Here is a 14,748-nt window from a genome sequence, read left to right as displayed (position 1 = left end):
GGTCGGTCAATAGTGTTGAGACGAGACAAGAAAAAAACCCCGCACAAGGCGGGGGTGTAGCCCCCCGGCGCCGCGAACTGGGTGGGGGCTGTTGTATGCGGCGCCGGGGTTGAGTTTTTCACTCGCTACAGTCTGTTAGTGCCTGCCGAAATGGGCAGGTCTTGGCTGATAACAGGGTTTGAGGGGGGTCTTTTCGTGGCGCAATCGGGGCAACGGCCGGTCCGGATGATGCCGGGGAGTTGATTTACACGCGGCTTACGCCCATCCTTTGCGAATGAACGTGCAAACCCCGACGCCCTTTCCCGGCCCCGAGGCAAGCGAGAAGATCGCCTTTGACCGCGCCGAGCTTGGCATCATTCTCGGGCTCTATGGCCGCATGGTCGCCGCCGGCGAGTGGCGCGACTACGGGATGAGCTTTCTCAAGGACGTGGCGATATTTTCCGTCTTCCGCCACACCGCCGAACACCCGCTTTACCGGATCGAGAAGCGTCCCAAGCTGCGCCACCGGCAGGGGCAATATGCCGTTGTCGCGATGGACGGGCGGATCCTCAAGCGCGGGGCTGATCTCAGGGCCGTTCTGCGCGTGCTCGAGCGCAAGCTCATCCGCGCGGTGGAGTGAGCGAGGTCGCCCGTTCGGGCGGACGGGCGATGCGCCTGTGCGCGATCACCGCGCCCTCGCCCTGCGCCTCGATGCGGCGTCTGGCAGCCTCGATCCCCTCGTGAGCCACCGCCATGTGATGAGCATTGGCATGGATCAGCCGGTCCGCGCCTACCACGATCGCCACATGGCCCTTCCAGAACAGCAGATCGCCCCGCTCCGGCGCACCCTCCGCCTCGTCACCGAGCGCCGCCTGCATGTCACTGTCGCCGGGGCAGTCGACACCACAGGCCATGAGCGCCGCCTGCACCAGCCCCGAACAATCGATCCCGAAACCCGAGTTGCCGCCCCAGAGGTAGGGCGTGCCGAGAAACCTCTCGGCCACCGTGACGGGATCGGCATCCCGCGCGTTCACCGGCGCGAGATGCGCCATCGGCACATACATCGTCGAGGTCCGCTTGTGGCCCTCCTCCTCGCCAGGCGCGCGCAGAACCGCAACCTCGCCCCAGCGCCCGTCCTCGTGGGTGGTCATCACCGAGAGACGCGTGCCGAAGGAGATCGCGCTGATCTCGGCGTCGGTTTTCAGCACCGGTTCTTCCACAAGGTAGCTTTGCCGGGCGGTCACGACGTGGGTCGTCTGCCAGAGCTCGGGCCCGAGGTCATCGGCGCGCACATGGCCGACATAGCCGTCGCGCGCGGCAAAGCCGAAGGCCCAGCCATCGCGCTCCTCGAGCACCACGAAAACCTCGTGCAGAATCAACTCGCGCAGCCGCGCACGAGGGCGTCGATCGTCCCGGATCGCGGCCACCGGGCGGCACACCCGGCGGCGCTCGCCTTCAGTGTAGCGTTCCGCCGCCACCTCGCCGCGCAACGAGACATGCGCCACCCGCCCGTTCGCGGGGGTTAGGCGCCGGTCGGTCACAGGCCCAGAACCTCCGGCAGGGCGGCCAGCAGCGCCCGCGCGCCCTGCCCCACGCCACCCTTGGGCCGGGCCGGAGCGTCGGCGGGTTGCCAGCCGTAGATATCGAAATGCCCGTAGGCCGGGGTCTGCGTCACGAACCGGCGCAGGAACAGGGCCGCGGTGATCGACCCAGCCATGCCGCCCGAGGGCGCGTTGTCGAGGTCCGCGATGCCGGGCTCGATCATCTCTTCATAAGGCGTCCAGAACGGCATTTCCCACACCGGGTCGGCCACCCGCCCCGCCACCGTGCGAAGCGCGTCGGAAAGCTTCGGCTCGGTCGAGTAGAACGGCGCAAGATCGGCGCCGACCGCCACCCGCGCCGCTCCGGTGAGCGTCGCCATCGAAATCAGAAGGTCGGGCCGCTCTTCGTCGGCATAGGCCAGCGCGTCGGCCAGAACCAGCCGCCCCTCTGCGTCAGTGTTGTTGATCTCCACGGTCAGGGTCTTGCGGCTGGTGAGAACATCGCCGGGCCGGAAGGCGTTGCCGGAGATCGCATTCTCCACCGCCGGGATCAGAACCCGCAGTTGCAGTTTCAGGTCCAGCGCCATGATCATCCGGGCCAGCCCCAGCACCGTGGCCGCGCCCCCCATGTCCTTCTTCATCAACCCCATCGAGGTGCCGGGCTTGAGGTTGAGCCCACCGGAATCGAAGCACACGCCCTTGCCCACGAGCGTCAGGCGCGGGCCGGTATCGCCCCAGGCCAGGTCGATCAGCCTGGGGGCGCGCGGCGAGGCCCGGCCGACTGCATGGATCATCGGGAAATTGGCGGCGAGCAGATCGTCGCCCGCCGTCACGGCAAGATGCGCGCCGAACCGGGCGGCCAGCGCACGCGCGGCATCCTCCAGTTCATCCGGCCCCATGTCAGAGGCCGGGGTGTTGATCAGGTCGCGGGTCAAGGCCTCGCCCGCCGCGATCGCTTCCAGCCGCGCGGCATCCACCCCGGCGGGGGCGATCAGCCCGGCCTTGGGCCCGGGCGCGTCCTTGTAGCGCGCGAAGCGATAGCCCGCGAGCAACCATCCCAGCGCCGCCTCCTCGAGCTCGGCCCCTTCGAGATTGCTGACAAGGTGAAAAGTGCCAGCCGGAAGCGCCGCGCGGGCCTTGGCAAAGCCGAATCGCTGCCGCGCCCGCTTCGCCTCGTCGCCATGGCCCACCAGGGCGAGTGCGTGCCCGCCATCGTGGCCCGGCACCATCAGCACCTTGCCCAGCCCGGCCTCGAAACCGCTCGCCTCGACCCAGGCGCGCTGGGCCGGATCGAGCCGGTCCACCAGCGCGGCAAGCCCCGGCTTGTCGACGAGGTGTAGCGGAAGGCTGTCTTCCCGGTGCGGGACAAAGGTGAGGGTCATGGTGGGCTCCGGTTGTTTCGGGCCCAGACTATCGCGCCGGTGCGAACCCGCAAGGGCCAGCGACTGCCCGCACCACCGCGAGCCTCAGATCGAAAGATCCTGCAGATCCCACACCGCGACGAGAGAGCTTTCCCCGATCCGCTCGAGGCGCGCCATCGTTGCCCCGAAAGCGGCCGCATCGTAGCTTCGTGAAAGATCCAGCACGTCGCGCCCGACCCGGGCGAGCAGGGTCATTCCCACCTGCTGCGCCACCGCGACGAGCGCTTTGACGGAAGTGCGCAGCGCCTCTATTTCGCCGGCGCGGTATTCGCCCGAGGCGCGCGACAGCGTCACCGCAAGCTCCTCCAACGCATGGCTGACCACCTTGTCGGCCCCCCGCGGCCCGAGGCTCTGGTAGAGCACCTCGAGCTGGCTCCGGTCGAGCCGCACGATCTCGTCATGTTGCAATCGCAAAACTGCGTTCACGGTCACACCCCTCCATTCCCTAACCCCGGAGATGCTGTCACCGCCATCTCAAGAAAAGGTTTCCGCGCGTGCCAGAAATCCCTCGAATTTCTGCAAAATCCAGCCTAGAACCCCCTGAGGTAACCGCTGGAAGAGACTTTGCATGACCGTCGCACGGCCGCTGCCACATTATCTCGTGAGCCGATACCAGGGCTGGAAAGCCACCGGCTATGCCGAAAACAAGTCATGGTATCGCCGCCTTGCCACCGAGGGCCAGCACCCGCGGGCGATGATCATATCCTGCTGCGACAGCCGGGTGCACGTGACCTCGATTTTCGGCGCGGACCAAGGCGAGTTCTTCATCCACCGCAACATCGCCAACCTGGTGCCGCCCTATGAACCCGACGGCCAGAAGCACGGCACCTCGGCCACGATCGAATACGCGGTGACCGCGCTCAAGGTCGCGCATGTGATCGTCATGGGCCATTCGTCCTGCGGCGGTGTGCGCGGGTTCTATGACATGACGATGGGAACCGCGCCCGAGCTGCGCGAGGAAACCAGCTTCGTCGGCCGCTGGATGGACCTGCTCCAGCCGGGTTATGACCGGATCAAGGCCACGCGGTCCGGCCCCGAGTGCATCGACGCGCTGGAAAAGGAAGCCGTCGTCGTCTCGCTCGACAACCTGATGACCTTTCCCTTCGTGCGCGAGGCCGTCGAGGCCGAGGAACTGACCCTGCACGGGCTCTGGCACGATATCGGCGAGGGCGACCTGATGTGGTTCGACGCCGAAGACCGGAGCTTCAAGCCGGTCTGACAATCTGCGGCCAAGGCAGGTTGCCCCATCGCTCATGCGCGGTTCGAAGCCGGTTCGCTGGCTAGCTGTCGGAACGGGACGCGCAGAGATGGCGCCGTCGGGCCGGGCTTGATAAGCTATCAAGATAGGCTGTCTCATCAACGATATGGATCCTCGATCATGCTCGCCAAGCTTGAAATGCTCATCGCCCTCGCGCGCGAGCAGCATTTCGGCCGCGCGGCGCAGAGCCTCGGGATCACGCAGCCCTCGCTTTCCACAGGGATAAAGCAGCTCGAAGACCATCTCGGCGTTCAACTCGTGCGGCGTGGTTCGCGCTTCGGCGGGCTGACGCCCGAGGGCCAGCGCGCGCTGCACTGGGCGCGCCAGATCGTGGGCGATGCCCGCCGTTTGCGCGAGGAGATGCGGTTTTCACGCGAAGGTCTTGCCGGGAACCTCCGCCTCGCGGTGATCCCCACGGCGCTCACCTGGGCCTCACGCCTTGCTGCCGGATTTTCCGCCCGCCACCCCAACGTCGATTTCACCATCCTCTCGCGCACGTCCGAGGATATCCTCGCCATGCTCGAAAACCTCGAGATCGACGCCGGCCTTTCCTACCTCGACAACGAACCGCTCGGCCGGGTCTCCACCGCCTTTCTCTATCGCGAGGTCTACACCCTCGTCTGCGCGCCCGATCACCCGTTGGCATCACGCGAAACTGTCGATTGGGGCGATCTCGACGGCACCCGTCTCTGCCTGCTCACCCCCGACATGCAGAACCGCCGCATCATCAACCATGCGTTCATGCAGGCGGGGATCGCCCCCGTCGCGAAGATGGAATCCAATTCCACCGTGGTTCTGGTGAGCCATGTCGCATCGGGCGGCTGGGTCACGATCCTGCCCGAAGACATGGCCGCCTTCCTTGCCGGCGGCAAGGATCTCGCCATCATTCCGATCCGCCAGTCCGGCGAAAGCCCCGCAGTCGGCCTCGTCGCGGCTTTCCAGGAGCCTCACACCCCGGTGCTGCAGGCGTTGCTCGACGAAGCGCACAAGATTTCCGTTGATTGACAAAAACAATCAATCAACGGAAAAACGATATTGAAAGCCCGTCCAACCTGGTCCATCTGACCGGTGAGACATTCAGGGAAACTCCATGACCGCACCGTCCCCGACCCAAGAGGCGATCGCTGCCCTGATCGCCGCCGAAATGCACCGCGAAGGCCCGCTCCTTCCGATCCTGCACAGTCTGCAATCGGCCTTCGGGCACGTGCCCGCAGAGGCCGTGCCGATGATTGCCGAGGCGCTCAACATCGGGCGCGCGGAAGTGCATGGCGTGATGAGCTTCTATCACGATTTCCGCAGCGTCCCCGCCGGGCGCCACGTGGTGAAGATCTGCCGCGCCGAGGCCTGCCAGGCCGTGGGCGGAGTGGGCTTCGCCGACGCGGTGCTCGAAAAGCTGGGCACGGCGTGGCACGGCACTTCGGCCAACGGCGCGGTGACGGTCGAGCCGGTCTATTGCCTCGGCCTCTGCGCCAACGGCCCGGCGGCGATGATCGACGGCCGCCCGGTGGCCGGGCTGAGCGCGGAAGACCTCGTGGCGGAGGTTTCGGCATGAAGGTGTTTCTCTCGCTCGACGCCGCCGCGCGCGCCCTCGGGGCCGAAGCCGTTGCGGCCCGGCTGACCGAGGAGGCCGCCGCCCGGGGGATCGACCTTACCCTGAAGCGCGTCGGCTCGCGCGGCATGGCTTGGCTGGAGCCGCTGGTGGAGGTGGAGCGCGACGGCGTGCGCCACGCTTACGGCCCGGTGCGCCCCGACGACGTGCCCGCACTGCTCGACGGCACGCTTGAGGGCCACGGCCCGACCGAGGAAATCCCCTTCTTCGCCCGGCAAACCCGCCTGACCTTCGCCCGCGTCGGCGTGATCGAGCCGCTCTCGCTGGAAGACTACGAGGCGCAGGGCGGGCTTTCGGGCCTGCGCGCCGCGCTGGCCGACGCCGACGCTATCGTGCAGACGGTGATCGACAGCGGCTTGCGCGGGCGTGGCGGCGCCGGCTTTCCCACCGGGATCAAGTGGCAGACCGTGGCGGGCGCGAAAGCCGACCAGAAGTATATCGTCTGCAACGCCGACGAGGGCGATTCAGGCACCTTCGCCGACCGCATGGTGATGGAGGGCGATCCCTTCTCGCTGATCGAGGGCATGGCGATCGCCGGGATCGGCGTGGGCGCAACAATGGGCTACGTCTACCTGCGCTCGGAATACCCCGACGCCATCGCCACGATGACGCGTGCGGTGGAGATCGCCCGCGCCTCCGGGCTGCTCGGCGAAAGCGTGCTTGGCTCGGGCAAGGCGTTCGACATCGAGATCCGCGTCGGCGCGGGGGCTTACGTCTGCGGCGAGGAAACCTCGCTGCTCAACTCGATGGAAGGTAAGCGCGGCGTTGTGCGGGCAAAGCCGCCGCTGCCGGCGCTGGAAGGGTTCTTCGGCAAGCCCACGGTGGTGAACAACGTGCTGTCTCTGGCGACGATCCCGGTGATCTTCGAGAAGGGAGCCAAGCATTACGCCAGCTTCGGCCTCGGGCGCTCGCGCGGCACCATGCCGATCCAGATCGCGGGCAACGTGGCGCGCGGCGGGTTGTTCGAGACGGCCTTCGGGATGCCGCTGGGCGAGTTGGTGAATGATGTCGCCGGCGGCACGCGCTCGGGCCGGCCGGTCAAGGCGGTGCAGGTCGGCGGGCCGCTCGGCGCCTACATGCCGGCGAGCGCCTTCGATACCCCCTTCGGATACGAGGAATTCGACGGTGCGGGCGGGCTGATCGGGCACGCCGGCGTCGTGGTGTTCGACGATACCGCCGACATGGCGGCGCAGGCCCGTTTCGCCTTCGAATTCTGCGCGGTGGAAAGCTGCGGCAAGTGCACCCCCTGCCGGATCGGCGCCGTGCGCGGGGTGGAAACCATCGACCGGCTCACCGCAGGCGAAGACGTGCGCGATCTGGTGGAAGACCTGTGCGAAACCATGCGCGACGGTTCGCTCTGCGCGCTCGGCGGCTTCACGCCCTATCCGGTGATGTCGGCGCTCCGGCATTTCCCCGATGACTTTGCCCCGGCCAAGGAGGCAGCGGAATGAAAGATTTCATCATCCCCTGGAACGACACCGACATGGGCACGCCCGCGAAAACCGGCGCGCCAGTGACGCTGACGATCGACGGTTTCGAGGTGACGGTGCCCGAGGGCACCAGCGTGATGCGCGCGGCGAGCGAGGCGGGCATCCAGGTGCCCAAGCTCTGCGCCACGGATTCGCTCGAGGCCTTCGGTTCCTGCCGCCTCTGTGTGGTCGAGATCGAGGGGCGGCGCGGCACGCCCTCCTCATGCACCACGCCGGTGACAGAGGGCATGGTCGTGCGCACCCAGTCGAAGAAGGTGCAGAAGATCCGCCGCGGCGTGATGGAGCTCTACATCTCCGACCACCCGCTCGATTGCCTCACCTGTGCGGCCAACGGCGATTGCGAATTGCAGGACATGGCCGGTGCCGTGGGCCTGCGGGACGTGCGCTATGCGGCGGGCGAGAACCATTTCGAGGTGCGCCAGAACGGCGAGGAAAACCCGCGCTACATCGCGAAAGACACGTCCAACCCCTATTTCGCCTACGATCCCTCCAAGTGCATCGTCTGCTCGCGCTGCGTGCGCGCCTGCGAGGAGGTTCAAGGCACCTTCGCACTCACTATCGAGGGCCGGGGCTTCGACAGCCGAGTTTCGCCCGGCGCGGCAGATGACGATTTCCTCACCTCCGATTGCGTAAGCTGCGGCGCCTGCGTGCAGGCCTGCCCGACCGGCACCCTGCAGGAAAAATCGGTGATCGAACTGGGCACGCCGAGCCGCTCGGTGGTGACCACCTGCGCCTATTGCGGCGTGGGCTGCTCGTTCAAGGCCGAACTCAACGGCGACGAACTCGTGCGCATGGTGCCGTGGAAGCACGGCAAGGCGAACCGGGGCCATTCCTGCGTGAAGGGCCGTTTCGCCTGGGGCTATGCCCACCACCAGGACCGGATCCTGAACCCGATGATCCGCGACAGCATCGACCAGCCCTGGCGCGAGGTGAGCTGGGACGAGGCGCTGGGCTTCGCCGCCGCCCGCCTCAAGGGCATCCAGGAGAAACATGGCCGCCGTTCGCTTGGCGTGATCACGTCGAGCCGCTGCACCAACGAGGAAACCTTCCTCGTCCAGAAGCTCGCCCGCGCGGTGTTCCTCAACAACAACACCGACACCTGCGCCCGCGTCTGCCACTCGCCCACCGGCTACGGGCTTGGCCAGACCTTCGGCACCTCTGCCGGCACGCAGGATTTTGACTCTGTCGAGCATACCGACGTGGTGATCGTGATGGGCGCCAACCCGACCGACGCCCACCCCGTCTTCGGCTCGCGGCTGAAGAAGCGGCTGCGCGAAGGCGCGAAACTCATCGTGATCGACCCGCGCCGGATCGACCTCGTGAAGTCGAGCCACGTCGAAGCGGCGCATCACCTCCCGCTCAAGCCCGGCACCAACGTCGCGGTCATCACCGCGATGGCGCACGTGATCGTCACCGAGGGGCTGGCCGACGAGGCCTTCATCCGCGATCGCTGCGACTGGAACGAATACGCGGAATACGCCGAGTTCGTTGCTGATCCGCGCCACAGCCCCGAGGCCACCGAGGCGCTCACCGGCGTGCCCGCCGAGGCACTGCGCGCCGCGGCACGCACCTTCGCCACCGGCGGCAACGGCGCGATCTACTACGGCCTCGGCGTGACCGAGCACAGCCAGGGCTCGACCACCGTGATGGGCATCGCCAACCTCGCCATGCTCACCGGCAACATCGGCCGCCCCGGCGTTGGGGTGAACCCGCTGCGCGGCCAGAACAACGTGCAGGGCTCCTGCGACATGGGCAGCTTCCCGCACGAGCTGCCGGGCTACAGGCACGTGAAGAACGCCGATGTGCGCGAAGTGTTCGAACGCGCCTGGGGCGTGGAGATCGACCCCGAGCCCGGGCTGCGCATCCCCAACATGCTCGATGCCGCGGTGGATGGCACCTTCAAGGGCCTCTACGTGCAGGGCGAAGACATCCTGCAATCCGATCCCGACACCCGGCACGTGGCGGCCGGCCTCGCCGCGATGGAATGCGTGATCGTGCATGACCTGTTCTTGAACGAAACCGCGAACTACGCCCACGTGTTCCTGCCCGGTTCCACCTTCCTCGAAAAGGACGGCACCTTCACCAACGCCGAGCGCCGGATCAACATGGTGCGCGAGGTGATGAAACCGCTCAACGGCTACGCCGACTGGGAGGTCACGCAGGCCCTCGCCAATGCGATGGGGGCGAACTGGACCTACAGCCATCCGCGCGAGATCATGGCCGAGATCGCGGCGACCACCCCGAGCTTCGCGGGCGTCACCTATGACCTGATCACCGAGAAGGGATCGGTGCAGTGGCCCTGCAACGAGGCGCATCCCGAAGGCACGCCGCTGATGCATGTGGATGAGTTCATGCGGGGCAAGGGGCGCTTCATCGTCACCGAATACGTGGCGACGGATGAAAAGACCGGCCCGCGCTTCCCGCTCCTGCTCACCACCGGGCGCATTCTCAGCCAGTATAACGTCGGCGCCCAGACCCGGCGCACCGACAACAACGTCTGGCACGACGAGGATATGCTCGAAATCCACCCGCACGACGCCGAGCAACGCGGCGTGAAGGACGGCGACTGGGTCAAGCTCGCGAGCCGTTCCGGCGAAACCGCCTTGCGGGCGAGGATCACCGAGCGCGTCAGCCCCGGCGTGGTCTACACCACCTTCCACCACCCCGACACGCAGGCCAACGTGGTCACCACCGATTATTCCGACTGGGCCACGAACTGCCCGGAATACAAGGTGACGGCCGTGCAGGTGATGCCGTCGAACGGCCCGACCGACTGGCAGGAGCACTACAACGAACTTGCCGCCCGCTCGCGCCGGATCGAGGCCGCGGAATGAAACCGGCCCGCAGCCTTCCCGGCCTCGCCGTGGGGCGCGACGGAGCGCGCGGGGTGACCCGCACGTTGCCCGAGGAGGTGCCCGTGGCGGTCAGCTTCAACGGCACGACGCTCGCGGTGATGATGTGCACGCCGGCTGATATCGGCGATTTCGCCCATGGCTTCGCGCTCACCGAAGGCGCGATTTCGAGCCTCGACGAGATCGAGAGCTTCGAGGTGGTGACGCACCCCAAGGGGATCGAGACGCGGTTCTGGCTGACCGACACGCGCGCCGAAGCTCTTGCGGCACGGCGCCGGCATATGACCGGCGCGGTGGGTTGCGGGCTTTGCGGGATCGACTCGCTTGACGAAGCCGTGCGCGATCTGCCCCACGTGGGCGCACCCGCGCTCGGGCTGACCCGGTCCGAGATCGCCGCCGCCACCGATGCGCTCAAGGGCCACCAGCCGCTCCATGACCAGACCCGCGCTGTTCACGCCGCAGGCTTCCTGCGCCCGGGCGTTGGCGTGGTCTTCGCCCGCGAGGATGTTGGCCGCCACAACGCGCTCGACAAGCTGATCGGCGCGCTGGCCCTCGCCGGCGAAGACGCCACCACCGGGGCCTTCGTGCTCACCAGCCGGGTTTCCGTGGAGATGGTGCAGAAAACCGCCATGGCCGGGTGCCCTGTGATCGTCGCCGCTTCCGCGCCCACGGCCCATGCGCTCCGGCTCGCCGAAGGCGCGGGGATCACGCTGGCCGCGTTCGCCCGGGCGGGTGCCTTCGACCTCTATTCCCACCCCGAACGGATCGACACCGGAGATGCGCATGTCGCCTGACAAGATGGTTCACATGGCCAACCAGATCGCCACCTTCTTCAAGTCGCAGCCCGGAGATGAGGCCGCCGACAGGGTCGCGGCACATCTGAGCGACTTCTGGGAGCCGCGCATGCGCCGCCAGCTTCTCGACTTCATCGCCGCGGATGGCGCGGGGCTCGATCCGCTGGTGATCGAGGCGGCCAAGCGGATGAACGCGCCCGCCGACTGACGCCGGCAGCCGGCCCCTCTCAGAGCGGGACGATGTGATTGTCCCATGCGCATTCGTGCCGGGCCAGCGGACGGGCGCCCTCGCAGCCCAGCGCGATGAGCCCGCCCAACCCGTCCGAGGCGATAAAGCCGTCCGGGTGCGGCGCAATCCCGCAAACGTCTTCCCGCGCCTCGGCGGCCACGAATCGCCCATCCGGTGCGAAGCGGTTGAGCCGCCCACCGCGCGGCGAGGTGATGGCAATCTCGCTTTCGTCCGCCGAGAACGCCACCGATCCGGCGTAGCCCTTCATCGCCAGTTCATCCGCCAGCGGCGCTTCGGCCAGCACCGGCCGCTCACCCCGGCGGTGCAACCCGAGCAACGGCCATCCCATCCCGGGTTCACCTTCCCACTGCATCGCGAAACCCACCCGCCCGTCGGACGCGACCGCGAGATGGCGGATCGAGTTCTGTGCAAGTTCCTGGTCCAGCTCGACCTTTTCCAGCAGATCGCCTCCTGCACCAAGATAGGCGAGGTTCGGGCACATGGTGTCTAGGTTGAGCTTGGTGCGGTCGGTCGGGTCGGTCTCGATCCCGCCATTGGCCACCACCAGCGTGCGCCCGTCGGGCATCAGTCTCACATCGTGCGGGCCGATCCCGTGCGTGGCGAAGCCGTCGATCCGGGTATAGCCCGAGGCGACATCCCAAAGCCCGATCCGGCCCGCCGATCCTTCCGCCATCTGCTCGACAGTGACAAGCGTGGCACCGCCGTCGATGTAGACACCGTGGCCGTTGAACTGGTGTCCCTTCGGCGGCATCAGCTCATGCAGCACACGCCCGGTGCCCGCGTCGATCACGAGGGCGAAATACCCGGGCCGCCGCGCGAAAACCACCGCTTCCGCCTGCGCCGGATGGGCGGCCCCGGCGTGCCCCCGCGCAGGCAGAGGCACCCGGAACGTCTCGGCGCCCGCGAGGTCGAGCCCGACCAGAACATGCACGCCGTCGGGCAATTGCGCGGCGGCGATGTAGGCGGGGCTGCCCACCGCCGCCCAGCCGAGCCGGGGGCTCGCGGTGACGGCGACGAGGCTGGCGAGGAAGTTGCGGCGGGTGGTCACGTCAATCCCCGTCCTGTGCGTTGAACCCGGCCGAAAGCCCGAGGCGCGCGCCGATCTCGGTTTCGATGGATGAAGCCATCGCGGCAACAGCTTGCTGCAGCACCTCGAGCCGGAACCGCGCGGCGGGATCATCCACGTCGGCGAAGGCCGGGTCTTCGATCGCGGCCGCGGTATCCCGCACCCTTGCGAGCGCCGCCCGGGTTTCGGGCAGGGGCCAATCCGCGAGCGCCTCGGCCAGCATCACGGAAGCCTCGGTCGCGCCGAGCACATTGGTGAGCGACCGGCCCGAGCGCCGCGCCTCGGCGCGGGCCGGGCGGGGCCGCTCGAAACTGCCCATCGGCCGCCCGATGCGCGAACCGATGGTGAACTGAAGGCCCGCGAGGATCTGGGTGTAGATCGCCCGCACCGCCTCTTCTTCACTCAGAAACCGCGCGTTGTCGGCGGCTCCGGCCGAACGCAGAACGGCAGCGAAGCTCTCCGCCCAACCGCGTTCGAGCGCCGCGGCCTGACGCGCGAGATCGGCGGTCAGCGCCCGGACCAGCGCGCAGCCATAGCTTTCGGGCCCGTAGTCCGCAAAGTCGGGATCGAACATCAGCATTTCGATCGCGAACAATCCCCGCCCGGCAATCGAAAGGTCTGCGAAGGCTTCCGGGTCGTTGGCGATGGGGTTTTCCTGCTGGATCAGGCCCGTCAGTGTTTTTTCGGTGAAGCCACGGGTATCTGGCCAGAAGGCGATCGCGAGCGCGCCGGTTTCCGACGGTCCGAGGCGCAGATCGCCGACCGCGAGCCAGGCGTCGAAGGCGGCGTGGAAGGGGACAGCAAGGGCCGGAGCGGTGCAATCGGCCCGCGCGGCGGCGTCAAGATCAGCGCTGGCGCCGGCAAATCTTTCGAACCCCGGCAGGATGTGATCGTCGAGCGCCTCGTTCACCCCGGCCTGCGCAGGCCCGGCCAGGGCCTGGGCGACGGTGAGCGCGAAGGCAATGGCAAGGCGCATCAGAGACTCTCCAGAAACCGGATCAGGGCCTCGCGGTCGGCCTTCTCCATCGCGGCCACGGCATCGCGTGCGGCTTGCGCTTCGCCGCCATGCCACAGGATCGCTTCGAGAAGGCTTCGCGCCCGCCCATCGTGCAGAAAACTTGTCTCGCCCGACACCGCCGCTGTCAACCCGATCCCCCAGAGCGGCGGCGTGCGCCACTCCTGCCCGGTGGCCCGCCCTTCGGTGAAACCGTCAGCGAGGCCCGGCCCCATGTCATGGAGCAGCAGGTCGGTATAGGGCCAGATCAACTGGAAACTCCTGTGCGGCGCGTCCTCGACGCGATGGGTGACGTGCTTGGGCGTGTGGCAGCCGGCGCAGCCCGCGCCGTGGAACAACGCCTTGCCGCGCAGCACCTCGGGATCGTTCACGTCTCTGCGGGCCGGCACGGCGAGGTTGGCGGCATAGAGCACCGTGATCGCCAGCCCCTCGGCGTCGATCTCGTCGCCGCGCGCGTCAGTGTCGCCATGCGGCGCGGTGCGGCACAGCGTTTGCGCCGGGGTGCAATCGCCCGAGGGCGCGGGGAACGCGGGCGAGGAAACCCCGATGTCGTTGGCGAAGGCCTTGGCCGACTGGTGCGCCACGGTGGCGCTGCCCGCCTTCAGCCCGAACCGGCCCAGAATCGGGTCGCCATGCGCGGGCGACCAAACAATGTTGGCCCGCCCCGAGATGCCATCGCCATCGGCGTCGTCGGGGTCTTCGCGCGCGAGAATATCGGCCGCCGGGATCGCTTCCAGCAGCCCCAGCCCGATCATCGGCGGCGCGATCCGGGGCGATGTCATGATTTCGGGCGTGAACGGCCCATGCGCGAGGTCGTCGACCGCGATGACCGGCTTGCGCAAGGAGTGCGTTTTGCCGTCGGCCAGGCGCACCTCCTGCGCGTCCCAGGTCACACGAAGCCGCCCTTCGGCGGTCAACCCGGCGGTCGCGAAGGTTTGAAGCTGCGCGCCGTAACGCGGGTCGGGCGCGGTAGGCTGCCAGCCGTGGACGCCTGACATCGCGGCCATCGGCTCCGCCGGCACGGCGAGGTGCAGCGTGAGGGCGAGCGGTTTGTCGTCCGGCCCGGAAGGTGGACGGCCACGGCCATCGTTGACGTGACAGGCCGCGCAGGAACGCGCGTTGTAGAGTGGCCCGAGCCCGTCGGAGGCTTTCGTCGAGGCCGGGGCCGACACCCAGAGCTTTTCGAACATCGCCCGGCCCAGTTCGAAATCGAGCCGCAGGGCTTCCGGCAGGGCGGCGTTGGCGTGGGAAAACGCCCCGGCTCCTGCGTCAGCCACGCTGCCGGCGCCGCCGCTCCTGGCCTCGTAGGTTTCGGCGACGGCGAATTCCTCCGGCGATGCCGTCACCGCTGCAACCCGCGCCGCCTCGGCGGGTGTGCGCGGAAGGGCCGCAACCGCGTCTGGCGCTTCGAAGGCCAGAACGGGGCCAGCGCCAAGCACCAGCCCCGCGATCAGGATCGCCGCGTGGCGCATC

At 67.8% G+C, this 14,748-nt stretch carries 14 protein-coding genes; 8 read left to right on the top strand and 6 right to left on the bottom strand.

The window, feature by feature from the left end; genetic code table 11:
• The first annotated feature begins 274 nt into the window (after positions 1-274).
• A complete protein-coding gene (locus IEW01_RS02405; RefSeq protein WP_188526000.1) occupies positions 275-619 on the top strand; it encodes a DUF2794 domain-containing protein in 345 nt (114 codons plus the stop codon).
• Here IEW01_RS02405 and IEW01_RS02400 read toward each other — a convergent pair.
• From IEW01_RS02400 to IEW01_RS02390, 3 genes are all read right to left on the bottom strand, one after another.
• The gene (locus tag IEW01_RS02400) at positions 600-1,520 is read right to left on the bottom strand and encodes a C40 family peptidase (RefSeq protein ID WP_188525999.1); all 921 of its coding nucleotides are present in this window, start codon (positions 1,518-1,520) and stop codon (positions 600-602) included. The genes IEW01_RS02405 and IEW01_RS02400 overlap by 20 nt on opposite strands.
• Positions 1,517-2,902 carry a leucyl aminopeptidase family protein gene (locus IEW01_RS02395; RefSeq protein ID WP_188525998.1) on the bottom strand — a complete coding sequence of 462 codons (1,386 nt, stop codon included), beginning with the start codon at positions 2,900-2,902 and terminating at the stop codon, positions 1,517-1,519. Before IEW01_RS02395 ends, IEW01_RS02400 begins: the two co-directional genes overlap by 4 nt.
• Positions 2,903-2,986: 84 nt before the next feature.
• Positions 2,987-3,367: a hypothetical protein gene (locus IEW01_RS02390; protein WP_188525997.1), complete on the bottom strand. Its 381-nt coding sequence runs from the start codon at positions 3,365-3,367 to the stop codon at positions 2,987-2,989.
• A 142-nt stretch (positions 3,368-3,509) separates the two neighbouring features.
• Here IEW01_RS02390 and IEW01_RS02385 point away from each other — a divergent pair, with 142 nt between their 5' ends.
• The 7 genes from IEW01_RS02385 to IEW01_RS02355 all read left to right on the top strand — a co-directional run bounded on the left by IEW01_RS02385 (position 3,510) and on the right by IEW01_RS02355 (position 11,152).
• A complete protein-coding gene (locus IEW01_RS02385) occupies positions 3,510-4,160 on the top strand; it encodes a carbonic anhydrase (RefSeq protein WP_188525996.1) in 651 nt (216 codons plus the stop codon).
• A 159-nt stretch (positions 4,161-4,319) separates the two neighbouring features.
• Complete coding sequence (locus IEW01_RS02380; RefSeq protein WP_188525995.1) at positions 4,320-5,204, top strand: LysR family transcriptional regulator; 885 nt, start codon at positions 4,320-4,322, stop codon at positions 5,202-5,204.
• An 85-nt stretch (positions 5,205-5,289) separates the two neighbouring features.
• On the top strand, positions 5,290-5,751 hold the full coding sequence (locus tag IEW01_RS02375) for a formate dehydrogenase subunit gamma (protein WP_188525994.1): 462 nt from the start codon (positions 5,290-5,292) through the stop codon (positions 5,749-5,751).
• Positions 5,748-7,259: an NADH-ubiquinone oxidoreductase-F iron-sulfur binding region domain-containing protein gene (locus tag IEW01_RS02370; protein ID WP_188525993.1), complete on the top strand. Its 1,512-nt coding sequence runs from the start codon at positions 5,748-5,750 to the stop codon at positions 7,257-7,259. Before IEW01_RS02375 ends, IEW01_RS02370 begins: the two co-directional genes overlap by 4 nt.
• Positions 7,256-10,132, top strand: coding sequence for a formate dehydrogenase subunit alpha (gene fdhF / locus IEW01_RS02365; RefSeq protein WP_188525992.1), 2,877 nt, complete (start codon positions 7,256-7,258; stop codon positions 10,130-10,132). The genes IEW01_RS02370 and fdhF overlap by 4 nt, the downstream gene beginning before the upstream one ends.
• A complete protein-coding gene (gene fdhD / locus IEW01_RS02360; RefSeq protein ID WP_188525991.1) occupies positions 10,129-10,944 on the top strand; it encodes a formate dehydrogenase accessory sulfurtransferase FdhD in 816 nt (271 codons plus the stop codon). The genes fdhF and fdhD overlap by 4 nt, the downstream gene beginning before the upstream one ends.
• Complete coding sequence (locus IEW01_RS02355) at positions 10,934-11,152, top strand: formate dehydrogenase subunit delta (RefSeq protein WP_188525990.1); 219 nt, start codon at positions 10,934-10,936, stop codon at positions 11,150-11,152. Before fdhD ends, IEW01_RS02355 begins: the two co-directional genes overlap by 11 nt.
• Positions 11,153-11,171: 19 nt before the next feature.
• Here IEW01_RS02355 and IEW01_RS02350 read toward each other — a convergent pair whose 3' ends face one another.
• The 3 genes from IEW01_RS02350 to IEW01_RS02340 are packed head-to-tail and all read right to left on the bottom strand — an operon-like array spanning position 11,172 to position 14,747.
• Positions 11,172-12,242 carry a DUF1513 domain-containing protein gene (locus IEW01_RS02350; protein ID WP_188525989.1) on the bottom strand — a complete coding sequence of 357 codons (1,071 nt, stop codon included), beginning with the start codon at positions 12,240-12,242 and terminating at the stop codon, positions 11,172-11,174.
• Between the two features lies 1 nt (position 12,243).
• A complete protein-coding gene (locus tag IEW01_RS02345; protein ID WP_188525988.1) occupies positions 12,244-13,236 on the bottom strand; it encodes an imelysin family protein in 993 nt (330 codons plus the stop codon).
• Entirely contained in the window at positions 13,236-14,747 is a 1,512-nt protein-coding gene (locus IEW01_RS02340) for a di-heme oxidoreductase family protein (protein ID WP_188525987.1), read from the bottom strand. The genes IEW01_RS02345 and IEW01_RS02340 overlap by 1 nt, the downstream gene beginning before the upstream one ends.
• Between the last annotated feature and the right edge of the window lies 1 nt (position 14,748).

Source organism: Sinisalibacter lacisalsi, assembly GCF_014640115.1.
Classification (GTDB): Bacteria; Pseudomonadota; Alphaproteobacteria; order Rhodobacterales; family Rhodobacteraceae; genus Sinisalibacter; species Sinisalibacter lacisalsi.
This window is presented reverse-complemented; position numbering and strand designations above follow the sequence as displayed.